Genomic DNA, 24,942 nt, shown 5'->3' on the forward strand with positions numbered 1-24,942 from the left:
TCGCGGAGGGGCTTTGCCTCTTTTGTGTCGGGGCTGCGCGTACTATGTGGGGGCAGTTACGGGAGTTTCTATACCAATGCTTAGTTTCTGGGTCGTCGCCACTGCAATCACCCTAATGGTGGCCGCCATTCTGATCCGCGCCGTATTAAGAGGCGCAAAGCGCGAAGTTGAATCGCGCGCAGCTTCCGATGTGGCTGTCTACCGCGCACAGTTGGACGAGGTGGACCGCGATGTCGCGCGCGGCGTGATCGCAAAAGCCGATGCTGAACGCGTGCATGCAGAAATTGCGCGCCGCTTGATCGCAGCCGACAAGGCCCAAAGCGCTGAACATGCAAGTACAGATCGCGCGCCTGCGTATGTCGCGTTTGCTGTTATCACTGTGGCAGTATTGGGCAGCGTCATCAGCTATTGGTGGCTCGGCGCGCCCGGTTATGGTGACATGGCACTGAAAGACCGGATCGCTTTTGCCGAAGAAGTCCGCTTGTCACGCCCGAAGCAGGAAGTGGCCGAGGCCTCTTTGCCACCGTTTGCAGATCCGATTGATATAGACCCGCGATACAAAGAGCTTTTGACCCAATTGCGCAGCACAGTGGCGCGACGCCCGGATGACGTTCAGGGCCATGTTCTGTTGGCCCAGCAAGAGCGCAGGATCGGCAACTTCATTGCCGCCAAAGAAGCACAGCAGCGGGTACTGTCTCTCAAAGGAGCAGACGTCACAGCGCAAGATTTGGCTGATTTGGGGGAATTGCAGGTGATTTCGGCCGGTGGCTATGTGTCTCCTGAAGCGGAAATGAGTTTGCGTGCCGCTTTGAACAAAGACCCGCAGAACGGACCTGCGCGATATTATCTTGGCCTGATGCTGGCCCAGACCGGCAGACCGGATCAGGCATTCCGCATTTGGGACGCCTTGTTGCGTGCGGGGCCGGAAGACGCTGTGTGGATACCCCCAATTCTGGAGCAAATCGAAGAACTGGCCCAGTTGGCTGGCGTGCGCTACTCCATTCCTGCCATCGGCGGCACTGCGGAACGCGGCCCAACAGCAGCCGACGTTGCGAATGCGCAAGACATGACACCCGCAGAGCGGATGGAGATGATCGGCAGTATGGTTGAAGGCCTGTCAGAGCGGCTTGGCACCGAAGGGGGGCCTGCCACAGACTGGGCGCGTCTGATCTCTTCGCTGGGCGTGCTGGGTGAAAGCCAGCGTGCGGCGGCGATCTATGCAAATGCGATCGACGTGTTCGCCGATGACAAAGATGCGCTGGAACTCATCAACGCTGCCGGACGCAAGGCGGGAGTGACCGATTGATTTACGAACAGATTGAAGACTTTGCCACGGCTGTCCCTGCGATGCGTGCCCTCATCGGTCTGGATCTGGGAGAGAAAACCATTGGCGTTGCCGTGACTGACAGCTTTTTGTCCGTCGCCACTCCGCTAGAGACCGTAAAGCGCAAAAAATTCGGTCTGGATGCCGCACGACTGACCGAGATCATCACAGGACGCAACATTGGTGGACTTATCCTTGGGTTGCCATTCAACATGGACGGCTCCGAGGGGCCGCGATGCCAGTCCACGCGCGCGTTTGCGCGCAACTTTGACCGCCTGCACCCGGCCCTGCCGATCGGTTACTGGGATGAACGCCTGTCCACTGTCGCTGCTGAACGCGCGCTTCTTGAGGCGGATACGTCACGCAAGCGTCGCGCAGAGGTCATCGATCACGTCGCAGCAAGCTATATCCTGCAAGGGGTATTGGACCGGCTTAGCGTCTTGCGCACAACATCGGGGAATTGAACCATGAGTGATGAAATCTGGAAGCGCGCCGAGGTCGAAAGCCCCTGCATCAAGATTTGCGTGGTACATCCCGAAAGCCGTCTGTGTACCGGCTGCCTTAGGTCGATTGATGAAATCGGGGCATGGTCAAGGATGACACCAGAAGCACGACGCGCTGTGATGGCAGAGCTGCCAGCGAGGGCGGGTGCGTTTACAAAACGGCGCGGCGGCCGTGCTGCGCGACTTGCGCGCGACAGCTAGGATTAGTTTTCGCGCTTTTCCGGTGTTCCGAACATCGCAAGGGCCGCGCGGCTGCGCGTCTGGCGCGGAAGGCCAATCACATTTGGTGCATAAGGTTCGTTTGCAGCGACCAGCAGATCACCCCGCGCGAAATTCTGGTCGGGCAAATTCAGTGCAGGATACTGCCCGGAGCCTGTTCTGGAAGCGTCATGGTACGCTATGCGCCCCAACGGTCCTGTCATAATCTGTTTCATTCGATGCCCCTTGATTTGTCATGCCCCTCTTGAACGGGGGCTCTTACTGAAAACATACATCCCAATCATGTTGGGCTACAATATGGCAATTAAGAGTTAATTATTTGCTGATGTGAAACAGTGACATCATCGCCGCGACATCTTTTCAGAAAAACCTGATGTTGAGCCTAAAAAGGTATCACTGCGTTGCCAGCCACTCTTGCGCACCACCCGCACATTCCGGGCGGAAGAACGCAATCACGCGGCCTTCGCCCGATGTATCGGTCTCGTCTGCCCAGGCCTGCGTGCCATGCAACACAAAAGGGTGCAGAAGTGCGCTTTGACCCGGGCGCAGGATTAACGGAACAGGGCTGATTTCATCGAATACCCGCTTGCGCGCCGCAGCGTAGACTTCGGTGATGTCCACATCTGACGGAGGCCGCCCCGCAAATGCATGGCGCAAGGCGTTCTGCATGATCAGCTGGCTTTTCGGCCAAACGACCGTCGGGGATGCCGCGACATCATTCAGTGGCAGGGAAAGGATGTATGCGTGATACTCTCGGGCAAAGCGGCGCCGTTCCGGACCGATGGGCAACAGGCCATCCACATGCGCCGCGGCGCGGGCGCGGCGGAAGCGGTGGTTTGAATCGCTTTCATGCCGATCCTGTTGCGGGTAGCCTTGATAGATAATCGACAGCTGCGCAGGATGCAGGGGCAACTGCGGCACATGCTCTTTCCACGGCCCTTCCAGCGGAACGCCTGCAATACTGCCATCAGCATGGTTTGGCAGCGCATCGACACCAACAAACCACGTCCTTCCGTGCCGTAGATTATCCGGCCCTCTCAGTGCTTCTTGGGCAGCAACATCTCGCGCGCGCTCTAGCGCAGCACGTGCCCAGCGCGCTGTACGCGGATCATAATCAAAGACGCGAAACCCGTCCCGACCAATCCCGCGCACTCCGATCACCCCATCAAGGCCTTGCGTAGCATGTTGAGTGCAACCAGAACCAGAAACACTGCAAACACCCGTTTAAGCGGCTTGGGATCCATCGCGTGAGCCAACCGCGCGCCCATCGGAGCGGTTATCAGCGTCATCGCAATCACCAGCACAAACGCCACCAGATTAACCGCGCCAATCGTGAATGGCGGACGGGTTGCGGGGTCAATTTCGACAAACAAAAAGCCGATAACCGAAGGCACTGCGATCAACACACCAAAACCTGCCGCAGTCGCAACGGCGCGGTGGATCGGCGTATTGTAAAGGCTCATCAAAGGGACGCCAAAGCTGCCACCGCCAATACCCATAAGCACAGACAGAAACCCAACGCCCGGCGACAGTGTTGCGCGGGCAATCCCGCGTGGCATCGCCTGCCCCAGCCGCCATTCTGACCGGCCGAAGCCCATATACAGACCAACAATTAGCGCCAGCACGCCAAAGATCGCCTGTAATGTAGAAGAACGCAGCCCAGCAACGGCGAACATCCCGATCACAGCACCGATCACAATGCCCGGCGCCCAGCTCCGCAGAATATCCCAGTCGACCGCCCCCTTCTTGTTATGCGACAAGACAGAGCGCACGGAGGTGACGATGATCGTCGCCAAAGAGGTCGCCAAACAAAGCTGCATCAACTGGTCGCCACCATACCCAAGGGTTTGGAAAGCATAGAAGAATGCTGGCACCAATACGATGCCCCCTCCGACACCAAGCAATCCTGCAAGCACGCCGGCAAAGGCACCAATTACCAGCAGCAGCACCGCCATTTGGATCAACAATAACGTATCGGGCATCTTGAGCTCCTGCGCAGCCGTCTAAGGATTTTCCTTGTTGCTACACCGCGCGCGACTGGCTTGCCAGAACACTTTGCTCCATCGTCCGGTTTAGAGCTTCACTGACAAGCGCAGTGCCGGCACCGGTGTGGTGCGCGCCCTCTGACAGCACACGCCGCCAAATGCGCGCGCCCGGTCTGCCCGCAAACAGCCCCAGCATATGCCGCGTGACCTGTGACAGTTTCCCGCCCCCGTCCAGATGCGCCTCAATATAAGGAAGCATCAACCCTACGATCGCTTCGGGGGTCGTATCCTTCCCGTCGCCGAATATGCGCCGATCCGCCTGACACAGGATATCGCTTGGTTGATGGTACGCCGCGCGGCCGATCATCACACCGTCGATGCCGTTGTCCAGAGCAGCCTCAGCCGCTTCCAGTGTCGTGATCCCGCCATTGAGCGAAATATGCAGGTTGGGAAAAAGTTCTTTCATCTTGTGAACCAACGGATAATCCAAGGGCGGGATGTCGCGATTTTCCTTTGGGCTTAACCCGTCCAGCCAAGCCTTGCGTGCATGGACCGTCACCCGCTCTATTCCGGCGCCAACAAGTCGGCTAAGGAATTCCGGCAGGACTTCTTCCGGATTTTGATCATCCACACCGATACGGCACTTTACCGTGACTTCTACAGCCACAGCCCGCCGCATGGCCGCCACACACCGGGCAACCAACGCGGGATCTTTCATCAAAACCGCCCCGAATGCGCCCGATTGCACCCTGTCAGAGGGGCACCCCACATTCAGGTTGATCTCGTCATAACCCGCTTGCTCACCCAACCGTGCTGCCTCGGCCAGTTCATCGGGATCAGAACCACCCAATTGCAGCGCCACAGGGTGTTCGGAGCGATGATGGTCCAGCAAATGCAGCGCGTGCCCGCGGACCAAAGCTGGCGACGTCACCATTTCGGTATAAAGCAGCGTATGCGCGCTCATCAGCCGGTGCATGTAGCGGCAGTGTCTGTCGGTCCAATCCATCATCGGCGCCACGCTTAGACGGGCGGCTGATTTTACACTTGAATTCAGATACATAACAGGAATTCCGAGGTTTCGTTACTTTGCCGCATTTCCTGTGGCTTACCCCGATTTACGGTGGTTTCCGGGGGTTTTCCGAGAATGCTTGCTGCCGAGTAGCAGCTTTTTGCAAGGACTGCATCCCCAAGTGAGGGGCCCACCTGAAACACATTCCGCCCATTTCAGGCCTGAACTTCGAAAAAGATCAAAGGTCCGTCAGCGCAGGCAGGACTTTTTCAACTCTTGAAGCGGCCATGAAATGGCGTGACGACACTCTGGCTAAAATTCAATCGGGGTTGATTGCCCCCAAACAGAATGAAGAGGAAACAAGTCCTTTTCTGTGTAGATATGTTAGGGCTCTCGGGAAACTTTCTGCAAATTACCCAATTTAAATCGCTAATTAACTTCACCACCGCTCCCGTTAGTTATTCGGTACACGCGCTATGCAATATGACACTGCGAAGGCGGGTTGACATGTTCAATCGCCTGGACAAGGTTGAGGTCACATAACCGGGGGTGCTCCGACAGGAGCTGAGATGCGCGCAGAGCGTGAACCCTTTTTAGCTGATCTGGGTAATACCAGCGGAGTGAGGTGCTATCATGTTCATAGGCGCGCAAGTGTCCCTTTATCCCATGACGTCCGACTTTTTGGGCGTCATCACCAGTGGGCTACACGCCCTGAAACCTTACGAAAAAGACCTGAGGATCGAGACAGACGATATGTCGACGCTCGTGGTCGGTGCACCGGAGCCGTTGTTCGACGCAATCCGCGATCTTTTTGAGGCCTCGGCCAAGCGGCCCGAGCATGTGACGATGCACGTGACCCTGTCGCGCGGATGCCCCGGCGAACCCGATGACCCCAGCTGCCGGTGCGAAGCGCTGGAGCGCGCGCAGGATCAGACGCTGGCTGAACGGCAAGAACTGGCAACAGAGGCCGTTAAGGATGCGCACACATCCGGCGTCCTCATTGATGTGCAGTTTTCGCTTTATGTCATGGGATCAGGCGATCACATGGAAGAGATATACGGCTGCATCGAGTTCCTGAAAAGCAGCGGCACGTTCCTGAAATCCAAGAATTTCTGCACCCGCTTGCGCGGCGATGCGGGCGCTGTGTTCGAAACACTGCGTCAGGCTTTTCTGCGCTTTGGTCCGGCTGAAGGTCACGTGACGATTGACCTGACCGCGTCCGCCAACAGCCCTAGCCTCGGCTAAGGTCGCATCTGCGCGGGCCAATGCCGCCCGCGTCTTGCGCGTTATGGTGTATTTCAGGAATATTTTTCCGGCCCTTTTGCTGACCTGCGTGTTTATCGCAGGATGGGAAGGCTATGTGGCGCTGTCGGACGCCTCACCGCTGGTGCTGCCCGCACCGCGGGATGTGCTGAACGGTCTATGGATTGAACGATCCGCGATCGGAAAACACGCAGTGGCAACCCTGAGTGTCGCCACTTTGGGCTTCAGCCTGTCGGTGACGTTTGCTTTTCTGGTGTCCATCCTGCTTTATTTTTCCGGTTGGCTGCGTCGGGGCATGATGCCACTTCTTGTGGCCAGCCAGACCGTGCCCATTGTAGCGCTCGCGCCTCTTATGGTGCTGTGGTTCGGCTTCGGCTTGTTGCCAAAGGTTCTCTTGGTGATCCTTGTCACCTTCTTTCCTATGGTGGTCAGCCTCATGGCTGGATATGCAAGCATGCCGCGTGCGTTTCGCGACCAGCTGGTTTCGATGGGCGCAAGTAAATGGGCCGTTTATCGCCGCGCCACCTTGCCTTCGGCGCGCGCGCATTTCTTCGCGGGCCTGAAGATCTCTGCGACTTACGCCATCGTTGCGACCATCTTTGCTGAATATGCAGGCGCGCGGCGGGGGCTTGGCATCTACATCCTCTCGGCAAAGAACAATTTTCGCGCCGACCTTGTGCTGTCGGCTGTCCTTGTTTCAGCCGTTCTTACCCTTGCTTTTCTGACGCTGATCCGTGGGATTGAGCGGGCAACGGGCAATCGGTTTCGGAGGAATACCGATGCTTGAGGTGCAGGCACTTACCATTCGAGCCGGACGCACCACGCTGGTTAGCGACCTGTCATTCGATCTGGCCGAGGGTCGCCTGACATGCATCATTGGCCCATCAGGCTGCGGCAAAAGCTCGGTTGTGAAATGGCTGGCCGGCGTTCTGGCCTCCGAATTACGGGCGCAGGGAAGCGCATATATCGATGGCAATCTCCAGACACTGCCGCAAAGGGACATTGCCTATCAACCCCAGCAAGATACGCTGTTTCCATGGCTCACAATCGTTGAGAACGCCTGCCTTGGCCTAGAGGTCAGGGGGCATCAAAAACGGGCCGCTCGTGAAAAGGTGCGCAGCCTGTTCCATGATTTCGGGCTGGACGGTCACGAGGACAATTTTCCCGATCAGTTGTCCGGCGGAATGCGACAAAGGGCTGCCTTTCTACGCACCATCGTTCAGGAGGCCCGCGTGCTGTTGCTCGACGAGCCCTTCTCGGCGCTGGATGCGGTGACACGCCTGCGGATGCAGGACTGGCTCATCGACCGCCTTTCAGACCGGCCGCGGTCGGTTCTGATGGTCACACATGACCTATATGAGGCCACCCAGATGGCTGACCACGTGCTCGTTATGGCGGGAAACCCGGGTCGCATCTGTGCCGATATTCCAATCACTATCCCCCGCGCCGACCGTAATGAGGCCACGCTGGCCAATATCCGTTCGTCGCTCAAATCCATGTTATTAAAGGACACACCATGAAGATTGCCGCCCTTACTGTTGCCGCCTGCCTCACGTCCCATTCAGCCCTTGCAGAAGAGGTAAGCATCGCCCTTGACTGGACGCTGAACACGAACCACATCGGGCTCATCGTCGCACGCGAGAACGGATATTTCGCAGACGCCGGACTGGAGGTTGATATCCTCCCCTATTCAGAAAGTGCGTCTACCGCGCTGCTGGCTGCCGGAGCCGTCGATTTCGCCTATATGACTGCTCTCGGTTTCATGAGCACCAAGGCGGCCGGTGCAGACATCACCGCACTCTGGGTCACGATGCAGCGCGAAGCCGGACGACTGGTCTACAATAGCGACAATGACGGGATCACGCGCCCGGCGGATCTGGAGGGCAAGACATACGCCGGATTTGGCAGTGCGTGGGAAGATGCGTTGATCTCCACCATGATAGAGAACGACGGCGGCACGGCTGACTATGACACCGTAACGCTGGGTACCGGAGCCTATGAAGCCCTTGCCAGCGGTGCTGTGGATTTCACGCTGGAGGTAGCAACATGGGAAGGCGTGAACAGCGAACTTCTGGGCCGCAATCAGTCACATTTCATCTATGCAGATTACGGCGTGCCCGAACCACAAGGGGGCTACATCGGCGCCCAGACCTCTATGCTCCAGAGCGATCCGGATACCGTGCATGCCTTTATGGAGGCGACGTCGAAAGGGTACACATGGGCGGCCAAGAACCCACAGGCTGCTGCCGATATTTTGATCAAGGCCGGAGACTTCCCAAATCAAGACCTTGTGCGCGGTTCAATGCAAGTCATCGACCGGGGCGGATATTTAACAGACGGGAACACAACAGTCGGCCGGATTGATGCAGAGCGTTTGGGGAACATGGCTAAATTTCTCTATGGTAGCGGGGTATTGCGCGGCTCTGATGGACAGCCCCTTGTCTGGCCGGGCGATGTGTCTGACTGGTTTGATCAAAGCTGGATGAAAGACTGATATTGGGCCTTGGTATCTTTGGTGTTCAGGCGCACCCCCAGAGATATCGAGACCTCATTCAGCGAATGGAAATACTGCATTCGGGGGTCCGTCCCCGGATGTAGATCAAGAAATTGCTCTGCCCTTTGGGTCCAACCCCAAGCGGTCGTTGATCGAACTTTGTAGTGCGAAAAAGCGGGCAAGATTGACGCGCCGTGAAACGGCATGCATCAGGCTGATAAAAAGCAGCAAACGCAACCTAAAGTTGCTTCCATGTTATTGAAATCTTTCGGTAGCAGACCTCAAAATCCATGTCACCACCCGCCGACATCTAGCCTTTGATCATAGTTTTAAGGGCAGATACTAATGTTAACGTTCCTTTCATTTTTGGCCAAAGCAACACATCTGCACCACAATATTGCCGGATTTTCCCGTCAAAGTTGTCCTGCGGAACACACGTGTTAGAACAAATTCACCGCAGGAGATAAGCTTGGTGCCTTTTCGGGCCCTATCCTGATAAACTGGATTCATAGAACATGGTTAATGACAGCCCTGCATCTAGCGAAAACATCAGAATCCCATGGCAAAAAAGACGTCGCCTTAGGGATTACGCAAATGTTGGCAGACACCTTTTGGTACAAAGAGTCGTAATTTACTCTGCCGCTATCCTTTTGTCCGGCGCTTACTACGATCCCGTTATTGCGGCCATTTTCTTTGTCGCTGTCGCCATATTCGAGATTTATGACAGCTATGTCTTCTACTTGATTGTTAAGCATAAAAGGTGGAAGCAAAAGAACTTCAAGAGCGCGATGATCGCCATTCACCTTGGTGCGTTCTTTAGCTCAATCACCATTTCCCTTTTCTGCATTTCCCTCGCGCGGCAACAGGGCGTAGGGAATGGCCATTTCCTGCCGCTGTTCATGCTTGTGTCTGCCACGATTTTTTCGGCGATGAACAGCAACCAATTCCGTTCGGTTCTTGGGATGCGTCTATGCATCTATATTTTGACCATTCTTTTCATTCCGATCCGGGATCTCTGGATGGTACGCCCCCCTCTGTCTTCGGATATGTGGGTCAATTTTTTCACGATAATTTTCGTGTTGGGATTCATCATGGAGCTGGGTAGGAATTTTCTGTCCGGATACTCCCGTGATCTAAGAATTCGGGAGAAGTTGGAAGAAGAGCACAAACGCACCAAAGCAGCGCTCGATGCAAAAACCCGTTTTCTTGCGACTGTAAACCACGAACTGCGCACGCCGCTGACCTCCATCAAGGGCGCTTTCGATCTGATAAACTCCGGCTCACTTGGGCAGCCGCCAGAAAAAATGGGCAATCTTCTTGAGATCGCTTCACGCAACACCAACAAGCTCAAAGACCTCGTTGACGACCTGTTGTTTCTTCAGTCTTCCGACATTGGCAAAATCAAGTTTGATTTTAGGAAATTGGATCTGTGTGAACTCGTCGAAGAAGCATTGGAGCGTTTTCAGCCCCATGCCGCAAAAATGAATGTTTCGGTGCGAACTCAATATTGCCCCGGTGATTATTGGGTTTGCGCAGACAGAAAGCGGATTGATCAGGTTCTTATGAACTTGCTGTCCAACGCTGCGAAATTCTCTGAACGATGTGGGACCATCACCATCTCGATGGATAAAAGTGACGATGCGGTCACCCTATCCGTCCGCGACGAGGGCGTAGGCATACCGGCTAATTCAGAGGAGTTGGTTTTCGCGGAATTTTCGCAGTTGGATTCAGGCGATGGGCGCAAGTTTCAAGGAACGGGACTTGGCCTTAGCATTTCTAAACGCATCATCGAAGCGCATGATGGTGAGATTCGCTATACAAGCCAACTTGGGGTCGGAACGACATTCTCGATCGAACTGAAAAGAGCCGAAGCCCCGCAGGTAAGCCACCCACAGTTGTCGGCAGTATCAGCCTGATGGAAAGGGTATGCATGGCTGACGGGTGTGATAATCCAAGAAGACGTCATCCTAGCCTTTAGACAGTCGGTCATTCAGCCAGCACTGCTTGCTTGCCACCCATCAGAAAGTGATACTGCGTCAGCTTGCGATCAGCTGCCGCTCGACCTGTTGTTGGGCGACCACGGGGAAGGTGACGTAAAACGTTGTAGAGACACCCATTTCACTTTCGTAAAAGATGTCGCCTGACATCTGACCGGCCAACTTCTTTGAAATATGCAGACCCAGCCCCGACCCTTGCGTGGAGCCTTGGGCGCCGTTCTCAATCTGCTCGAAGCGACCGAACACCTGACCGTCCATTCCCTCAGGAATACCGTGTCCAGTGTTTGTAACTGCAAGCTGTGCCTGCCCATTCAAAATCTTGAACGTGCCTTCAACGATACCATTTTCAAAAGAAAACTTGATGGCGTTCGAAACCAGATTGTCGATGATCTGACGCATGGCAAAGGCGTCACCGGTGATGAGCGGAGCACGTACAACGTCCCCGAGAACAAGCCGCACGCCCCTCTCGGAGGCAAACATTTCGTTCTCTTTAAAGCTCTCTTCGAGGAGTTGGCCAAGATCGACTGGCCGGTTATCCAAATTCAATGCATTGATGTCGATCTTCTGGGCCAACAGAATGTTATCGACCAGTCGCGACAAGCGGATTCCGTTTCGATGCGCGATGTCGAGCACCGATTGAACCGGATCGGCGACATCCCCCAGGCGACCACTCCGTGCAAGCGCCAAGCCACCGATAAGCGACGTCAAGGGTGTGCGCAATTCGTGACTGACAACCGAAATAAATTCGTCTTTTGCACGGTTGGCCTCATCCGCCCGCTTCAGCGCGTCTTCCAATGCCCCGCTTATGCCGATGCGATCTGTGATATCAACAAAAGTGATGCTCCACCCCAGAATGGCGTCCGATGGGTCAAGCGGGTTCTCTATCTCCCGAATCCGCGGCTCATATATCCGGTGATTGATGTTGAGGTGAGGAATTGTTTCCAGTGCGCTGAGCGTCTCGATATGTGCGCTTATGTCACTCAGAAATGTTGCAGAACTCTGCCTAAACGCCACACTCTTGGCAGCCGCATTTTTTAGAACTATCTTCCGGTGCCTGTCGATCATGATGACTGGTTCACTCATCGTATTTGCCAATACGGACTGACCGGCAAACGCCATATCCAGCGTCTTGTTCGTAGCCAGAATCCACGTGAAGCCCAGAGTCCCAAGCGTGAACATAAAGGCCGTCGGATCCAGACCAAAGACCGTAAAGCCGAAAACGACGTAAGCTGCATTCGTAGCAAGGGGCGTGACGGTAATTGCGACCAGCAAACCCAGCAATGGCCACGCCGTCCGATTTTCTTTGGTGAAGGCACTGGCAAGACAAAACAGTGTCGCCGCGACGAATGAGTACAGGACTGCAATGACCAGATAGAAACCTGCGCCGTGAACGTACCTTATATGATCCTTGCCCAAAGGAATAGCCGAAGCCTCCGTATAGACAAGGTGGTGCCACGGGTTCGTAGACGCAAAAGCAAAGATCGCTATCGGGATAATAACCTGCGCTGCGCGAACGCTACGCTTCTTAAGCCATGCCGCATGGCCGACGTAGGCAAATATAAAATAACACCAGGCAATCGGCAGCAAAGCATGCCCGATCCAAGCCATGACCGCCCATTGGTATTGGCAGGAAAAGGTGCTTGATGCAGCCTCCAACCCGACCATCATCAAAGTCCAAATTGTCGCGACGAAGGTGAGCGTGTAATCTGTCTTTCCGTTGAACCTCTGGAATTTCAGCACCCAAAGCAAGACAAGAGCAGCTGCCGCGCTGACGACGATCACGAACCAGAAAACCGGGTGCCCCGCAACTCCTTCAAAACATGTCATCTTTGCTTCACCTGAGGTCCATTCTCCGCTGATAGGTATCACCATATGGATGTGTCCGAATTTGGACCGGAGTGTGTGAATTCTGGGCTTTAAGCAGAGCATCCTTTCGAGCTTACCCCCTTACCTGCCCTGTCCCGCTGGCCAATCACGGGGTCTCGCGGCTGGTACTGCGCGAAGCTGCGTGTCATCCTAGCCCTAGAAAGGGAGGCCCAAATGATCACCGAGATCGTAACTTTTGATATTCTAAAAGAAATGGATCGCGAGCGCGTCGTAGCGCTTTTCGAGGAAAGCGCCAAAATCTGGCGAGAGCACCCAAAACTGCACCGCAAGAACTACCTTTATGATCCGGAGGCTGGAATCGCAGGCGGAGTTTACACTTGGGACAGTGTCGAAGACGCGCAGGAGGCCCACGGAGACGCGTTTTGCATCCGGGTGACCGAAACTTTTGGCAGCTCTCCCCGCTTTCAGTATTTTGAAACGCCCGTGGTGGTTCAAAACGAGATCGAGAGTGATTGAACCTTCGGCACAGTCACAAGTTTGCCCAATTCTACAGTGGCTGTACGCCACCTGAAGATCAGGTGAAACTTCGTGACGGAAGACGGTCTAAAGGCTAAGCTATAGATATTGCTGCGGATACACTCTGGAGGATCAAGTTATGAATAATTTCGTTTGGGCAATCGCGCTGACGCTCCTCGCCGGGACTGCGGCAGCTCAGTCTGATGTCAATATCACCAAGGACATGCCCTCGGTCAGCGTGCCAACCGAAAGCGGCATGGTAGATATCAGCAGGATTCAGGACACCAAAAACCGGATAAGCGGTGACTGGGCGCTGACCTCCCGACCCTGCCCCGATTTCTGCATTCAACCACATACCCCTGCTGAAGGGGTTACAACCATCGGAGAGCTGGAGCTGATCGAAATGCTGCAGAACCCGCAGGCTGTGGTGCTAGACAGCCGTACGCCTGACTGGTTTGCCAGCGGCACGATACCCGGTGCGATCAACATCCCCTACACCTACGTTGTGGACGAACTTGCCCAGTTGGGCTGCGAGCCTGATTTCGACGGCTGGGACTGTACAGAAGCAAAGCCTGTCGCGCTATTTTGCAACGGAGTCTGGTGCGGTCAATCGCCCAGCGCGATCCGTAACATGGTCAAGGCGGGCTACCCAGCAAACCGCATTTTCTATTATCGCGGCGGCATGCAGACATGGCGGCTGCTTGGCCTCACTGTGAGCGGCGGCGAATAGCGTACGCTACAGGTATCTTGGCCGTCTAGTTTTCCGGATTGTTCGCGCGCAAATTGCGCAGCATGGACCGCTGGTAGAGCTCTGGTGACAACCGCATCAGCCATGACGCAAGCCACGCCACTCGGCCCACCGGTATGAATTCCCGCCGCTTCCAAACGCCACGCAAGATTACTTTGGCGGCCGCTTCGGGCGACATATAGTCTATTCCGTCTGCCGCGGCCCCTGGCCGCAGAATTCCGTCGTCACGACGTTCGGCATTCCCGATATTTGTGGCAACAAAGCTGGGCGCAGCAATCAGGCAGCTGACGCCAAAGGCTGCTTCTTCTGAGCGGAGCGACGAAAAGAACCCCTGTAGCGCATGTTTCGAAGCAGCATAGGCAGTACGCCCGTGCAGTGGTGCAAATCCAGCAACCGAAGAGATCGCCAGATGCGTGCCCCCGCTGCTGCGGATCGGCTGCAGAAAGGCCCGCGCCATTTCCACTGCAGCAAAATAATTGATCTCGAAAACCTGCCTATGGCTATCCGCATCGGTTTCCTCGAATGAGGCGATCTGTGAAACGCCGGCATTATAGATCACCATATCGATAGACGGCCTTGCTGCGATGATTTCTGCCGCCGCGCGTTCAAGCGCTGCATTGTCCGTCAGGTCCAAAGCAACCGGTGTGCGGCTCTTGGATGGTTTGAGCCCCGCTATATTCACGTCCATCAGGACACAATGCCAGCCCTGCGCTTCAAGCTGCGCGGCCAACGCACGCCCCAAGCCACCATTCCCACCAGAGATTACTGCGGTCTTCATAGCCCTGCCTCACGTTGCCATAGATCGAACACCTCGGAAGAGGTTAAATCTGGTGTATAACCGAACACAGACTTCAGCCTGCCATTGTCCAGTACAGGGCGATATTGCAGGAACCGGACCTGTTCCGGTCCGTATTGCGACAGGCCCAGCGGCCGTGCCACGGCCAACGCAGCTTTCACCCCCCACGCAGGCAGGCGCAAAACCGGTTTGCGCAGCTTCTTCGCCAACTCATCGAGAGAGAGCCATCCGTCGCCTGCTACGTTATAGATGCCCGCCGGACCATCCGTTGCCGCGCGCTTGACGATACGTGCCAGATCGTGGGTCCAGATAAAGACGAACGGACTGTCGCTGCCTCTGATCGCCAGCAGCCTTTTGCGGCGGAAAAGGTCCGTGATCTGATTGTCGGTCCCGGCCCCCAAAACGGTACCGATGCGCAAAACCACCTGCTCAAGCTCGGGATGTTGTTCGCGCGCAGCGGCCAACAGTTCCTCGACCTGACGCTTGTGGTCTGCATAGGGAAATTCGGGGTTTCCCCGGCAAGGTGCATCTTCGGCAAGCGGAACAGGATTGTCCTTGTGATAGCCATACGCCGCGCCCGAGCTTGTCACGACAAGTCTTCTGACGCCGTGCTTGAGACATGCATCCAGCACGTTGCGCGTACCAGTGACATCCACGGCAAAGGCCTGTTCACGGGTCATGCCCTGCGGCGGGGTCACGATGGAGGCAAGATGCACGACGACTTCCGGCTGCACCTTTGCGATGATGGTATCGGGGTCACTGCCCGTAACATCCATGCGCTGGAACGACACCTGCTCCGGCAACCCCGCCCGCGCCAGATCTGTTACCACAATGTCGCGGGACGGCAGCGCATCAGCAAGTGCCAGACCGACCATTCCTGCCCCACCAGTAATCAGTATTCGGGTCATCGCGCAGCCTCCGTTCTGGACATCAGACTGGCCAGCGTCAAACCCGAAATGGCATGCCAAATACCCCAAAAGGCAGCCACCACCGCCATCCCCCCAAGTCCTCCGAAGAAGCCGAAGATCAACACCAGACCCAGACCGGAATTCTGTATTCCTGTCTCGATGGTCACGGCCCTGCGGTCAAAAGGCGACAACCCTGCAAGGGTCGCGGTAGCGTAGCCTCCGGCAAAACCAAGCGCGTTGTGCACGATGACCAAACCCGCAATGCCTCCGGCAAAGGCCAGAAACAAAGCCCAGTTTGCGGCAAGCGCAATGACGACGAAGGCAATAAAAACCCCCATCGACAGCCACTGCAACGGCTGGCGCAGTATGCGCGTCAGTTCTGGGCGGTGGGCATTCAATGTCACGCCAAGAACAAGGGGCAGGATCAGCATCAGGCTGACAGTGATCGCAATACTGACAGGATCAATTGCTGTGGACCGCAGAATTTTGGCGGAAGGCGCATACAGGCTTCCCCAGAACGCGATATTCAGCGGTGTCAGCACAATCGCAGCAACGGTCGCGAAGGCTGTCATGGACACCGACAGCGCCGCATTTCCACCCGCACGGTGGGTGATAAAATTGGAGATGTTACCCCCCGGACAGGCCGCCACCAATATCAGCCCCAAAGCGACAGACGCCTGTGGCTGCGCCACAAGGACAAGTAGGAATGTCAGTACGGGCAGCACAACAAACTGTGAGATCAACCCGGCAAGCAACGGCTTGGGCGATCTTGCCAGCAATTTGAAATCGCGAGGGTTGAGATCTATCGCGATGGAAAACATTACCACCGCAAGGATTGCATTAAGTAGGGTCAGCGACCCGGCAGAAAACTGGAGTGCGGCATCGTCTATCATGCCTGCTTCCCTTCCAGCTTGCCGATCCATTGCGTTACTGCTTTGCGGTATGTCGCCTTATCAACATAGTAGGCCATGCGCGGCAGATCGATATAGTCCATGCCCCCCGTCGCGCGATCAAAGCCTTGCGCCTTGGTTTTTTGCAATGCGAGGGCGCTGTCCGTTCCTTCGCGCAGCCCCTTGATATAGCGCACCACCATTTCCGCCTGCTCATGCCTGCCCTGCCAGCCAAGACCAGATGCCTCAACCATGCCCAGCACAAACAAATCGTCCCGTTCCGGATGCATGCAATTCAGATAAAGATGCGGTGCGTCGCCCTGCCAGTTAAGATGTGCGTTTTCGATGAACGGATAGTCCAGCTTGTAGCCAGTTGCCGCAAGGATCATGTCGTAATCCTTGGACGTTCCATCCTTGAAATGCACCGATTTGCCATCGAGCCGGTCAATGTCGGGCTGTATTTTGATATCGCCGTGACCCGCATGATAAAGAACCAGCGAATTCACCACCGGATGACTTTCGTACAGCTTGTAGTCCGGTTTGGGGAACCCGTATTTCTGCGGGTTGCCCACGAACCATTTGAGGATTGCACCATCCACGATCCGCTTCAGCGCCATGGGCAGTTTAATTGCACCGCCCATCGTGTCAGCCGGTTTGCCAAACACGTACTTCGGCACAAAGTAATACCCGCGCCGCATCGACAGATCCGTTGATGTACCGTGGTGGATTGCGTCCACAGCAATGTCGCAGCCGGAATTGCCGGCGCCGACGATAAGGACACGCTTGCCACTAAACTGGCTTGGGTAGCGGTATTGTGACGAATGAACCAGCTCTCCGCTGAATTCACCTTTGAAAGACGGCATATTCGGCGTGCTAAGCGTGCCATTGGCGATCAGAAGTCCGGCAAAATTTTCCTGATGCTCGCCCAGATCATCGCGCCATGTGATCTGCCACCCGTCACCGGAGCCGCCCATCGGTAAACATGACAGAACTTCGGCGCCGAAGTTGTAGTGCTTGGCCAGATCGAAATGCAGGGCAAACTCTTGGAAGTAAGTCTTCATTTCGCGGTGGGACGGGTATTCCGCCACCTCTTCGCGCATCGGGAAATCCGTGAACTCGGTCATCTTTTTGGACGAAATCAGATGCGCTGTTTCGTACATGGTCGAGCGTGGTCCGTCGATGTCCCACAAACCGCCCACATCCGAATTCAACTCGAATCCCTGAAAGTCTATCCCCTGCTCGACCAGCAACTTTGCCGCGGCCAACCCCATTGGACCCGCCCCGATCAAGGCAAGTCGGTTATGCGCATTTCCCATCGCGTCCTCCCGTGTCTCCGCTTAGCTTGAACAAATGTTCAACTTAAGGCAAGGTCTTTTCATGACTGAGACGAACACCTCCAAGAGCAAACGAAAGCGCGCGCCGTCACAAAGGGCACTCGCGACAAAGCTGCGCGTTTTCGATGCCGCGGAAACAATATTTGCACAAAGGGGATTCGACGGGGCAACGATCCGGGACATCGCCGCCGAAGCTGGCGAGCCGGTCGGAACAATCCACCATCACGGAGGCGGCAAGAACGCCCTGTTTCATCATACGGTCGCGCGCCGCGCAGAAACCCTATCACGTGAACGTCTTACAGCGCTCGAACACGTAGTATCAAAGGGCGACCCAACGCTTGAAGACCTCATCTCTGCCTTCATTCGCCCCTTCTTCAAGTTGTCGGATGAAGACCCCCGCTGGCACCATTACGCCCGCCTCGTGGCCTTCGTGTCAGCCGATGACCGCTGGCGCGAAATCTCAAAGGAATGCTTCGATCCAGTGGCGGAAGTGTTCATGCACCAGATTGCAGGGTTGCTTCCCCAAACCCCCAGAAAACAGGTAGCAGAAGCGTTTGTATTTTCAGTCTCGGCCATGCTTGCACTGCTGACATCCCAGCATCGTATCGGAGATCTCGGCGCAGGGGCCGAATTGGAAAACTCGCAGATCGACCACCTCATTCGATTTTGCGCTGCAGGTTTTCGCGTCTAGGGCGGGAAAACTCCTGATAAAGCCGATCTTCCGCCAGTACCCTTAACGTTAAAGGCATGTTACTTTCGACAGCGCGTTCTGAAGCAAAGCAAACTGGATTTTGCCCAAGGTCGATCGGATTAAGTCGTGCTGTTGGTCAAACACTGGTTTTACATAGATTTCTCAACTATCCAAGAACGTCAAATGGACACCGGAATGCCCCTCACCAAAGGTTTTGGACAGATGTATCAGACATGGCATATGACGATTTCCTTATGGCAAGCACGCCTATGAAAATTGCTCTGTGGCAAACGCCTCCTAGTAGCGATGTAGAGACTTGCCTCGCGCGTCTCGGATCCGCCGTTGCCGAAGCAGCGAACGCTGGGGCCGACCTATTCGTCTCTCCTGAAATGTTTGTCGGGGGATATAATATCGGGGCAGATGCGGTCCGTGCGCATGCAGCGTTATTTGAGGATGTACGCAAAAACCTTTGCCGCCTCGCGGCTTCACATAAAATCGCTCTGGTTATCGGATTGCCATCGCCAAATCGCGATCGACACTTCAACAGCTGCATCGCCATTAACAAGATGGGGCACCAGCTTGCACTTTATCACAAAACCCATCTTTTCGGGAACGTGGACCGCGCGCAATTCACAGCAGGTAATAGCCTCTCACCTGTTTTCGACCTTTGCGGTTGGCGGGTCGGACTTGCGATTTGTTACGATATCGAATTTCCGGAAGTTGCCCGTGATCTTGCGCTGCGCGGAGCCGATCTTATCGTGACACCCACCGCCAATATGGAACCCTTCGACAGCGTTGCTGCGCGTATTGTACCCGCGCGGGCCGAAGAGAACGCGATTTACATTGCCTACTGCAACTATCACGGCCATGAAGGCGCATTCAATTATAACGGGTTATCATGCATTTGTGGCCCTGATGGCGCAGACCGAATCCGCGCTGGCAAAAGCGATACCGGCCTGTTTTACGCAACGCTCAGCCGCGACGAGTTGCAGGCTTCGAGACAGAACCAATCTCACTTAAATGACCGCCGCCCAGACCTATACGGAATATCTAAATGAACCCAGTAACTGTTTTCGGCCCCGACTTCCCCTTTGCGTATGACGACTGGATTAGCCACCCTTCGGGGCTTGGGTCTTTGCCGCAAAGCGCCTTGGGCGCGAAGGTCGCGATCATCGGATCGGGTGCTGCGGGTGTCATTGCCGGTTATGAATTGATGAAGCTGGGCCTGCGCCCCATCTTGTTTGAATCCGGTCAGTTTGGTGGCAGGCTGCGCTCGCAACCTTTTGAGGGCGTGGACGGTGTCATCGCAGAACTGGGGGGCATGCGTTTCCCTGTGTCTTCAACCGGTTTCTATCACTACGTCAACTTGCTTGGGCTGGAAAGCGCCCCCTTCCCCAACCCGCTGACCCCTGCGGCGGGGTCGACCGTGATTGATTTGCTGGGAGAGACACATTACGCCAAAACACTCGCCGATCTGCCCGCACTGTTCACCGAAGTCGCCCAAGCCTATGATGCCGCTTTGGAAGATGGCGCGAATTTCACTGCGTTGAAACAGGCCATCCGCGACCGTGACATCCCGCGCATCAAAGAGATATGGGACCCTCTGGTTGAGGCATGGGATGAACGCACCTTTTATGATTTTGTCGCCTCTTCGGATGCGTTCCAAAAGCTATCCTTCCACCACCGCGAGGTTTTCGGGCAGGTTGGATTCGGCACAGGCGGGTGGGATTCAGATTTCCCGAATTCCATGCTGGAAATTCTGAGGGTCAATGTCACCGAATGCGACGATCACCAGCGCTACATCGTCGGGGGCGTTGAACAGGTCCCCCGCAAGCTCTGGACACATTGCCCTGACAAACTGACCCATTGGCCCGCAGGCACCAGCCTTTCGAGCCTCAATGGTGGGGCGACCCGTAGCGGTGCCGCGCGTATTCGTCGCCAATCCGGTACAGCAATCGAAGTCACCGACAAATGGGGCCGCGCAGAAGATTTCGAGGCCGTTCTGGTCACCTGCCAAAGCCACCTGTTGTCCACGCAGATCGACACCGAAGAGACACTGTTTTCGCAAGACTTGTGGATGGCACTGGACCGCACCCGCTTTATGCAATCAGCGAAAACATTTGTGATGGTCGACCGTCCCTTCTGGAAGGACAAAGATCCGGAGACAGGCCGCGACATCATGTCGATGACATTGACCGACCGGATGACCCGCGGCACGTATTTGTTCGACAACGGGCCGGACAAACCGTCTGTCATTTGCCTGAGTTATTCATGGATGACAGACGCGCTCAAAGTGTTGCCCTTACCCACAGGAAAACGCGTAGAATTGGCGTTGTCAGCATTGAACAAAATCTACCCGACACTGGACATCAGAAGCCACATTCTGGGGGATCCGATCACCGTAAGCTGGGAAGCCGACGAAAACTTTCTTGGCGCGTTCAAGGGTGCCTTACCCGGACATTACCGTTACAATCACCGGATGTTCGGCCATTTTATGCAGGACGACATGCCTCCTGAACAGCAAGGCATTTTCATCGCAGGCGACGGTGTTAGCTGGACACCCGCGTGGGTCGAAGGGGCTGTCCAGACCTCGTTGAATGCCGTGTCCGGCATCATCAACCACTTCGGCGGCGTATCGCACCCAGACAACCCGTCGCCACGGGACGCATACAGCGATTACGGCCCTCTGACCTTACTGAATTAGAGTCACAGGCATTCTTGCGCTAAGTCATCGGCATTCGCCGGATATGGATGCTGCGGGGTCCGGTTATGATGCGGCGGCAACCAAATCTCAGGATTGCCCCTCACTTGCGCCGGTTTTCCCGACACGGCGCAGAAATGCCTTGGTCCGCGCATCTTGCGGGTCTTCAAGCAGCTGTTGCGGCGTGCCTTGTTCTACTATCTGGCCGTCGGACATGAATATGATCCGGTCGGCTATTTCTCGGGCGAATTGCATTTCGTGGGTGACGATCAACATCGTCTGATGCTTTTCCGCGACGCGACGCATCAGGTCCAGCACCTCTCCCACCCATTCCGGATCAAGCGCCGAGGTCGGTTCATCGAACAGCATCAGATCAGCATCCAGCGCCATGGCACGCCCGATGCCGATCCGCTGCTGCTGCCCGCCGGACAGGGCTGCGGGATAGGCATCCGCCTTATCGATCAGACCGGTCTCGCGCAGGGTCTCATCCGCGCGTGCGTTCGCTTCGACCTTGGACAGGCCCTTTACCGTGATCAGTGCCTGCGTAATGTTTTCGCGCGCGGTCTTATTGGCAAAAAGCGCATAGTTCTGGAACACGAATGCTGTGCGGCGGCGCAGTCCCAGAATATCCGACCGCGATGCGCTTGCCGGATCGACCGTTAGATCACCCACCCGGATTAAACCGCTTTCAGGTCGGTCCAGATAGTTCAGACACCTCAACAAAGTGGATTTCCCTGTACCGGATGGACCGATGACAACGACACGTTCGCCCGACTGGATTTCAAGCGAGATATCTTTGAGAACCGACGTGTCGCCGAATGATTTGTTCAGTCCGTTGACGGTTATGGCAGCTGTAGTAATCATCTTGCATACGCCTTGTTCAGATAGGTCTCCAGATGGCGCTGCGCAAAGGACAAAGCCTCGACCATGATCCAGTAAATCGCGGCGACAACCAGAAAAGCCTCGAAATAGAGGAAACTGCCCGCCGCTTCTTTTTGCGTCGCCCCCATAAGTTCGGTGACCCCCAACGTAAACGCCAACGACGTGCCCTTGATCATATCGATGAAGTAGTTGACCAGTGTCGGGGCCGCCACGCGCGCAGCCTGAGGCAGGATGATATGCTGCATCATTTGGACTTGGGTCATGCCTACAGCCTGGGCTGCCTCCCACTGGCTACGATCTACTCCAAGGATCGCGGCACGGATGCTTTCAGCCATATAAGCGGAAAAATGCAGGGTGAGCCCCATTATCGTGGCAGTGACCCCGTTGATCGTTGTCAAAAACGCCAAAACCTGAGGCAGACCGTAGTAGAATAAAAACAGCTGTACCAACAGCGGGGTGCCACGGAAGAAGCTGATGAACAGGCGCACAAATGAATCGAGCACTGGAACACGGAACACCCGTTCGACCGCCATGACAGAGGCAAATATGAGCGCGAAGAACATACCGACCAACGCCATGAACAGCGTCAGCGGAACATAACCCAGCAAAACTGGCACCATGTCCCACATGTATTCGAAATCCAGTGCTCGCATTTGCCTACTCCGCGACCGTGATGTCGGTGCCGAACCACTTTTCCGAGATCCCGGTCAAGGTGCCGTTCTCTTTCAACGTCACGATTGCCGCGTCTATCTTGTTGCGCAAAGCGGCACCGTCATCGTCATTCCGGAACGGAAGCGCGTTGCGGATTTCGCTGAAGGGCTTGCCAGCCAAGGCCAGCGGCAGCGGGCTTTCTGCAATAAGCTGGGCCGAGGACACGCGGTCCATCACAAAAGCATCGACGCGGCCAAGGGCCGTATCCTGTGCGATGTTGCTCTCATATGTGCGGATGTCGATTTCGCCCGCGTTGGGCAGCTCGCCCAACAATTGCTCAAAGTTCGAGCCAAGGTTAACGGCGACGGCTTTACCGCTCAGATCTGCAACGCTTGCGATCGTGTCCTCATTGCCGGATTTGACCACAACTTGCGCGCCGTCAAAAACGTAGGGCTGGGAAAAGGCGAATTTTGCCTCACGCTCTGGCGTGATTGTGATCTGGTTGGCAATGGTGTCGATCCGTCCCGATTCCAATGCGCCGATAAGGCCGGAAAATGACATGGTGACGAAATTCACTTCGTCTCCGGTTTCCGCGGCGATGGCGTTGATGAAATCAACTTCGAACCCCTGAAGCTTGTCCAGCTTTACGAAGGTGAAGGGAAAGTACCCGCCCGACATGCCGACATTCAACGTCTCGGCCTGCGCCGCGCCGAAGGAAGTTGTCAGGGCAAGTGCTGTAACTGCGACTGAAATTTTCATGTTTTACTCCGTTCTTTCAAGGCTGATCTAACATGCAGAATGCGCGGTTCAACGGGGTCGGCGCGAACAAGTCTATCGTGGCAGGTGTACCGGATTCATTGGGACAACGTTCTTCGTCTCGGACCATTCAGAGAATAAAATCAACGCCTGCGGTTGCACCCGATCAAGTCTGCTGCCGCACGACAAGTCACCTTGATGCAGGGTACGTGTTAGGTGCTTTTTCAATCCGGCTATAGACGCGCCCTGCTGCGCCAAGCACAATGGTTTTCATAAGGCCACCGCGCCTTTTGCAATGACGCGTGGCCACGTCGTGGCTGACGGAACATCAATTTGAAAGGCACCCAATGAGCGCATTTGACGAAGACCTTTTCCTGAAAGGGCTGGAGCAACGCAAAGCCACTTTAGGCGCTGAATACGTAGAGAAAAACCTTGCTGCAGCGGATGAGTTCTCGCGGCCGTTTCAGGAAGCGATGACAGCGTGGTGCTGGGGCTTTGGCTGGGGCGACGATGTGATAGAGCCCAAAACCCGCAGCATGATGAACCTGTCAATGATCGGCGCTTTGGGAAAAATGCACGAATGGGAAATCCACTGCCGCGGTGCGATCAACAATGGTGTCACCCAAGACGAACTGCGCGCCATCATCCACGTGATTGGCATCTACTGCGGCGTACCACAGGCTCTTGAATGTTTCCGGGTTGCCCGAAAGGTGCTGGAGGAAGACTGATCCGGGGAAACCCCCGCAGCCCCGTCAGCGGACCTTATCGACAAGGCGTCCGTCCTCAAGGGTGACAATCCGGTCGGCCTGATCAAGGATACGGCTATCGTGGGTGACCATCACCGTGGTTGTCCCGCGTTCATGGCCAAGGCGTTTGATCAATGCGACGACGTTACCGCCACTTTCACGGTCCAGCGCTGCAGTTGGTTCGTCTGCAAATATGACGTCAGGATTGCCGATCAGCGCACGGGCCACTGCGACGCGCTGCTTCTGGCCTCCCGACAGATTGGCGGGCAAATAGTCCAGCCGATCCCCCAACCCCAGTAGCCCGAGAACATGACTTGCGGCTTTATCAGTCTGCCCGGCAGGTAGCGTGCCATGAACCTGTAGGCCCATTACGACGTTCTGGCGCGCAGTCAAGCTGTTGTGCAGATTATGCGCCTGAAACACGAAGCCCAATCGCCGCCGGAGCGACATAAGCGTCGCGCCGCTTGCTTCATTCAACTCATGGCCCAGCAGCTGAACCGATCCGTCCTGCACATCCCGTAAGCAGCCCAGCAGGGTCAGCAATGTCGTCTTACCGGACCCTGACGGACCGATCAAAACGGTCAGGCTGCCCCTTTCAACTTCTAGGTTGATATCAAACAACGCCTGTTTGCGGGCCTCTCCCTGACCGAACCAGTGATTGAGGTTTCGGGCTGCAATGGGGTATTTGTTTTGCCCAGCCAT

Annotated in this window: 27 protein-coding genes and 1 riboswitch; of the genes, 14 read left to right on the forward strand and 13 right to left on the reverse strand. The window is 55.6% G+C overall.

Annotated features, from left to right (window positions below):
- The first annotated feature begins 76 nt into the window (after positions 1-76).
- From ccmI to K3757_RS11860, 3 genes are read left to right on the forward strand one after another with little or no spacing between them, the layout of a single operon-like run.
- Positions 77-1,306, forward strand: a complete 1,230-nt coding sequence (gene ccmI / locus K3757_RS11850; RefSeq protein ID WP_259995765.1) for a c-type cytochrome biogenesis protein CcmI — start codon at positions 77-79, stop codon at positions 1,304-1,306.
- On the forward strand, positions 1,303-1,788 hold the full coding sequence (gene ruvX / locus K3757_RS11855; RefSeq protein WP_259995767.1) for a Holliday junction resolvase RuvX: 486 nt from the start codon (positions 1,303-1,305) through the stop codon (positions 1,786-1,788). Before ccmI ends, ruvX begins: the two co-directional genes overlap by 4 nt.
- 3 nt (positions 1,789-1,791) lie before the next feature.
- A complete protein-coding gene (locus K3757_RS11860) occupies positions 1,792-2,028 on the forward strand; it encodes a DUF1289 domain-containing protein (protein ID WP_259995768.1) in 237 nt (78 codons plus the stop codon).
- 2 nt (positions 2,029-2,030) lie between these two features.
- On the opposite strand, the gene K3757_RS11865 is transcribed toward K3757_RS11860, so the two are convergent.
- From K3757_RS11865 to dusA, 4 genes are all read right to left on the reverse strand, one after another.
- Positions 2,031-2,261 carry a hypothetical protein gene (locus K3757_RS11865; protein WP_259995769.1) on the reverse strand — a complete coding sequence of 77 codons (231 nt, stop codon included), beginning with the start codon at positions 2,259-2,261 and terminating at the stop codon, positions 2,031-2,033.
- A gap of 178 nt (positions 2,262-2,439) precedes the next feature.
- Positions 2,440-3,207: a hypothetical protein gene (locus K3757_RS11870; protein WP_259995770.1), complete on the reverse strand. Its 768-nt coding sequence runs from the start codon at positions 3,205-3,207 to the stop codon at positions 2,440-2,442.
- On the reverse strand, positions 3,204-4,028 hold the full coding sequence (locus tag K3757_RS11875) for a sulfite exporter TauE/SafE family protein (RefSeq protein WP_259995771.1): 825 nt from the start codon (positions 4,026-4,028) through the stop codon (positions 3,204-3,206). The genes K3757_RS11870 and K3757_RS11875 overlap by 4 nt, the downstream gene beginning before the upstream one ends.
- Before the next feature lie 40 nt (positions 4,029-4,068).
- Complete coding sequence (gene dusA, locus K3757_RS11880) at positions 4,069-5,091, reverse strand: tRNA dihydrouridine(20/20a) synthase DusA (RefSeq protein ID WP_259995772.1); 1,023 nt, start codon at positions 5,089-5,091, stop codon at positions 4,069-4,071.
- 484 nt (positions 5,092-5,575) lie between these two features.
- A riboswitch (TPP riboswitch) is annotated at positions 5,576-5,681 on the forward strand.
- 10 nt (positions 5,682-5,691) lie between these two features.
- Here dusA and K3757_RS11885 point away from each other — a divergent pair.
- The 5 genes from K3757_RS11885 (at position 5,692) to K3757_RS11905 (ending at position 10,713) form a co-directional block, all read left to right on the forward strand.
- Positions 5,692-6,285 carry a Ykof family thiamine-binding protein gene (locus K3757_RS11885; RefSeq protein WP_259995773.1) on the forward strand — a complete coding sequence of 198 codons (594 nt, stop codon included), beginning with the start codon at positions 5,692-5,694 and terminating at the stop codon, positions 6,283-6,285.
- A gap of 88 nt (positions 6,286-6,373) precedes the next feature.
- On the forward strand, positions 6,374-7,090 hold the full coding sequence (locus K3757_RS11890) for an ABC transporter permease (RefSeq protein ID WP_259995775.1): 717 nt from the start codon (positions 6,374-6,376) through the stop codon (positions 7,088-7,090).
- The gene (locus tag K3757_RS11895; protein WP_259995777.1) at positions 7,083-7,823 is read left to right on the forward strand and encodes an ABC transporter ATP-binding protein; all 741 of its coding nucleotides are present in this window, start codon (positions 7,083-7,085) and stop codon (positions 7,821-7,823) included. The genes K3757_RS11890 and K3757_RS11895 overlap by 8 nt, the downstream gene beginning before the upstream one ends.
- Entirely contained in the window at positions 7,820-8,797 is a 978-nt protein-coding gene (locus tag K3757_RS11900) for an ABC transporter substrate-binding protein (protein ID WP_259995779.1), read from the forward strand. Before K3757_RS11895 ends, K3757_RS11900 begins: the two co-directional genes overlap by 4 nt.
- 515 nt (positions 8,798-9,312) lie before the next feature.
- A complete protein-coding gene (locus tag K3757_RS11905; RefSeq protein WP_259995780.1) occupies positions 9,313-10,713 on the forward strand; it encodes a cell wall metabolism sensor histidine kinase WalK in 1,401 nt (466 codons plus the stop codon).
- A gap of 120 nt (positions 10,714-10,833) precedes the next feature.
- Here the strand turns inward: K3757_RS11905 and K3757_RS11910 are convergent, their stop codons facing one another.
- The gene (locus K3757_RS11910) at positions 10,834-12,621 is read right to left on the reverse strand and encodes a histidine kinase N-terminal 7TM domain-containing protein (RefSeq protein WP_259995781.1); all 1,788 of its coding nucleotides are present in this window, start codon (positions 12,619-12,621) and stop codon (positions 10,834-10,836) included.
- Between the two features lie 213 nt (positions 12,622-12,834).
- Between K3757_RS11910 and K3757_RS11915 the strand changes: the two genes are divergently transcribed.
- Positions 12,835-13,137: a hypothetical protein gene (locus K3757_RS11915; protein WP_259995782.1), complete on the forward strand. Its 303-nt coding sequence runs from the start codon at positions 12,835-12,837 to the stop codon at positions 13,135-13,137.
- Positions 13,138-13,276: 139 nt separating this feature from the next.
- Entirely contained in the window at positions 13,277-13,867 is a 591-nt protein-coding gene (locus K3757_RS11920) for a rhodanese-like domain-containing protein (protein ID WP_259995783.1), read from the forward strand.
- A 25-nt stretch (positions 13,868-13,892) separates the two neighbouring features.
- Here the strand turns inward: K3757_RS11920 and K3757_RS11925 are convergent, their stop codons facing one another.
- From K3757_RS11925 to K3757_RS11940, 4 genes are read right to left on the reverse strand one after another with little or no spacing between them, the layout of a single operon-like run.
- Positions 13,893-14,663, reverse strand: coding sequence for an SDR family oxidoreductase (locus K3757_RS11925; RefSeq protein ID WP_259995786.1), 771 nt, complete (start codon positions 14,661-14,663; stop codon positions 13,893-13,895).
- The gene (locus K3757_RS11930) at positions 14,660-15,589 is read right to left on the reverse strand and encodes an SDR family oxidoreductase (protein ID WP_259995788.1); all 930 of its coding nucleotides are present in this window, start codon (positions 15,587-15,589) and stop codon (positions 14,660-14,662) included. The genes K3757_RS11925 and K3757_RS11930 overlap by 4 nt, the downstream gene beginning before the upstream one ends.
- A complete protein-coding gene (locus tag K3757_RS11935) occupies positions 15,586-16,482 on the reverse strand; it encodes a bile acid:sodium symporter family protein (RefSeq protein ID WP_259995789.1) in 897 nt (298 codons plus the stop codon). The genes K3757_RS11930 and K3757_RS11935 overlap by 4 nt, the downstream gene beginning before the upstream one ends.
- Complete coding sequence (locus K3757_RS11940) at positions 16,479-17,795, reverse strand: NAD(P)/FAD-dependent oxidoreductase (RefSeq protein WP_259995790.1); 1,317 nt, start codon at positions 17,793-17,795, stop codon at positions 16,479-16,481. The genes K3757_RS11935 and K3757_RS11940 overlap by 4 nt, the downstream gene beginning before the upstream one ends.
- 61 nt (positions 17,796-17,856) lie before the next feature.
- On the opposite strand from K3757_RS11940, the gene K3757_RS11945 reads away from it, so the two are divergent.
- From K3757_RS11945 to K3757_RS11955, 3 genes are all read left to right on the forward strand, one after another.
- Positions 17,857-18,504, forward strand: coding sequence for a TetR/AcrR family transcriptional regulator (locus K3757_RS11945; RefSeq protein ID WP_259995791.1), 648 nt, complete (start codon positions 17,857-17,859; stop codon positions 18,502-18,504).
- A gap of 233 nt (positions 18,505-18,737) precedes the next feature.
- The gene (locus K3757_RS11950; RefSeq protein WP_259995792.1) at positions 18,738-19,562 is read left to right on the forward strand and encodes a carbon-nitrogen hydrolase family protein; all 825 of its coding nucleotides are present in this window, start codon (positions 18,738-18,740) and stop codon (positions 19,560-19,562) included.
- Entirely contained in the window at positions 19,559-21,208 is a 1,650-nt protein-coding gene (locus K3757_RS11955; RefSeq protein ID WP_259995793.1) for an NAD(P)/FAD-dependent oxidoreductase, read from the forward strand. The genes K3757_RS11950 and K3757_RS11955 overlap by 4 nt, the downstream gene beginning before the upstream one ends.
- 87 nt (positions 21,209-21,295) lie before the next feature.
- Here the strand turns inward: K3757_RS11955 and K3757_RS11960 are convergent, their stop codons facing one another.
- Genes K3757_RS11960 through K3757_RS11970 form a run of 3 tightly spaced genes read right to left on the reverse strand, consistent with a single transcriptional unit; the run spans position 21,296 to position 23,497 of the window.
- Complete coding sequence (locus tag K3757_RS11960) at positions 21,296-22,069, reverse strand: amino acid ABC transporter ATP-binding protein (RefSeq protein ID WP_259995794.1); 774 nt, start codon at positions 22,067-22,069, stop codon at positions 21,296-21,298.
- Positions 22,066-22,740 (reverse strand): amino acid ABC transporter permease, encoded by a 675-nt coding sequence (locus K3757_RS11965; RefSeq protein WP_259995795.1) that lies wholly within the window; start codon positions 22,738-22,740, stop codon positions 22,066-22,068. Before K3757_RS11965 ends, K3757_RS11960 begins: the two co-directional genes overlap by 4 nt.
- A 4-nt stretch (positions 22,741-22,744) precedes the next feature.
- Positions 22,745-23,497: an amino acid ABC transporter substrate-binding protein gene (locus tag K3757_RS11970; protein ID WP_259995796.1), complete on the reverse strand. Its 753-nt coding sequence runs from the start codon at positions 23,495-23,497 to the stop codon at positions 22,745-22,747.
- Positions 23,498-23,841: 344 nt separating this feature from the next.
- Between K3757_RS11970 and K3757_RS11975 the strand changes: the two genes are divergently transcribed.
- A complete protein-coding gene (locus tag K3757_RS11975; protein WP_259995797.1) occupies positions 23,842-24,222 on the forward strand; it encodes a carboxymuconolactone decarboxylase family protein in 381 nt (126 codons plus the stop codon).
- 24 nt (positions 24,223-24,246) lie between these two features.
- On the opposite strand, the gene K3757_RS11980 is transcribed toward K3757_RS11975, so the two are convergent.
- Positions 24,247-24,942 carry an ATP-binding cassette domain-containing protein gene (locus tag K3757_RS11980; RefSeq protein ID WP_259995801.1) on the reverse strand — a complete coding sequence of 232 codons (696 nt, stop codon included), beginning with the start codon at positions 24,940-24,942 and terminating at the stop codon, positions 24,247-24,249.

The organism is Sulfitobacter sp. S223 (genome assembly GCF_025143825.1).
Classification (GTDB): domain Bacteria; phylum Pseudomonadota; class Alphaproteobacteria; order Rhodobacterales; family Rhodobacteraceae; genus Sulfitobacter.

Excerpts from the sequence above, each read along its gene's own strand:
- K3757_RS11900 (WP_259995779.1), top strand. The coding sequence starts at position 7,820 with ATGAAGATTGCCGCCCTTACTGTTGCCGCCTGCCTCACGTCCCATTCA.
- K3757_RS11935 (WP_259995789.1), bottom strand. The coding sequence starts at position 16,482 with ATGATAGACGATGCCGCACTCCAGTTTTCTGCCGGGTCGCTGACCCTA.
- K3757_RS11860 (WP_259995768.1), top strand. The coding sequence starts at position 1,792 with ATGAGTGATGAAATCTGGAAGCGCGCCGAGGTCGAAAGCCCCTGCATC.
- K3757_RS11865 (WP_259995769.1), bottom strand. The coding sequence starts at position 2,261 with ATGAAACAGATTATGACAGGACCGTTGGGGCGCATAGCGTACCATGAC.
- K3757_RS11955 (WP_259995793.1), top strand. The coding sequence starts at position 19,559 with ATGAACCCAGTAACTGTTTTCGGCCCCGACTTCCCCTTTGCGTATGAC.
- K3757_RS11980 (WP_259995801.1), bottom strand. The coding sequence starts at position 24,942 with ATGGCTGGGCAAAACAAATACCCCATTGCAGCCCGAAACCTCAATCAC.
- K3757_RS11915 (WP_259995782.1), top strand. The coding sequence starts at position 12,835 with ATGATCACCGAGATCGTAACTTTTGATATTCTAAAAGAAATGGATCGC.
- dusA (WP_259995772.1), bottom strand. The coding sequence starts at position 5,091 with ATGTATCTGAATTCAAGTGTAAAATCAGCCGCCCGTCTAAGCGTGGCG.
- K3757_RS11960 (WP_259995794.1), bottom strand. The coding sequence starts at position 22,069 with ATGATTACTACAGCTGCCATAACCGTCAACGGACTGAACAAATCATTC.
- K3757_RS11940 (WP_259995790.1), bottom strand. The coding sequence starts at position 17,795 with ATGGGAAATGCGCATAACCGACTTGCCTTGATCGGGGCGGGTCCAATG.
- ccmI (WP_259995765.1), top strand. The coding sequence starts at position 77 with ATGCTTAGTTTCTGGGTCGTCGCCACTGCAATCACCCTAATGGTGGCC.
- K3757_RS11950 (WP_259995792.1), top strand. The coding sequence starts at position 18,738 with ATGGCATATGACGATTTCCTTATGGCAAGCACGCCTATGAAAATTGCT.
- K3757_RS11925 (WP_259995786.1), bottom strand. The coding sequence starts at position 14,663 with ATGAAGACCGCAGTAATCTCTGGTGGGAATGGTGGCTTGGGGCGTGCG.
- K3757_RS11930 (WP_259995788.1), bottom strand. The coding sequence starts at position 15,589 with ATGACCCGAATACTGATTACTGGTGGGGCAGGAATGGTCGGTCTGGCA.
- K3757_RS11905 (WP_259995780.1), top strand. The coding sequence starts at position 9,313 with ATGGTTAATGACAGCCCTGCATCTAGCGAAAACATCAGAATCCCATGG.
- K3757_RS11910 (WP_259995781.1), bottom strand. The coding sequence starts at position 12,621 with ATGACATGTTTTGAAGGAGTTGCGGGGCACCCGGTTTTCTGGTTCGTG.
- K3757_RS11970 (WP_259995796.1), bottom strand. The coding sequence starts at position 23,497 with ATGAAAATTTCAGTCGCAGTTACAGCACTTGCCCTGACAACTTCCTTC.
- K3757_RS11895 (WP_259995777.1), top strand. The coding sequence starts at position 7,083 with ATGCTTGAGGTGCAGGCACTTACCATTCGAGCCGGACGCACCACGCTG.
- K3757_RS11875 (WP_259995771.1), bottom strand. The coding sequence starts at position 4,028 with ATGCCCGATACGTTATTGTTGATCCAAATGGCGGTGCTGCTGCTGGTA.
- K3757_RS11920 (WP_259995783.1), top strand. The coding sequence starts at position 13,277 with ATGAATAATTTCGTTTGGGCAATCGCGCTGACGCTCCTCGCCGGGACT.
- K3757_RS11965 (WP_259995795.1), bottom strand. The coding sequence starts at position 22,740 with ATGCGAGCACTGGATTTCGAATACATGTGGGACATGGTGCCAGTTTTG.
- K3757_RS11975 (WP_259995797.1), top strand. The coding sequence starts at position 23,842 with ATGAGCGCATTTGACGAAGACCTTTTCCTGAAAGGGCTGGAGCAACGC.
- K3757_RS11945 (WP_259995791.1), top strand. The coding sequence starts at position 17,857 with ATGACTGAGACGAACACCTCCAAGAGCAAACGAAAGCGCGCGCCGTCA.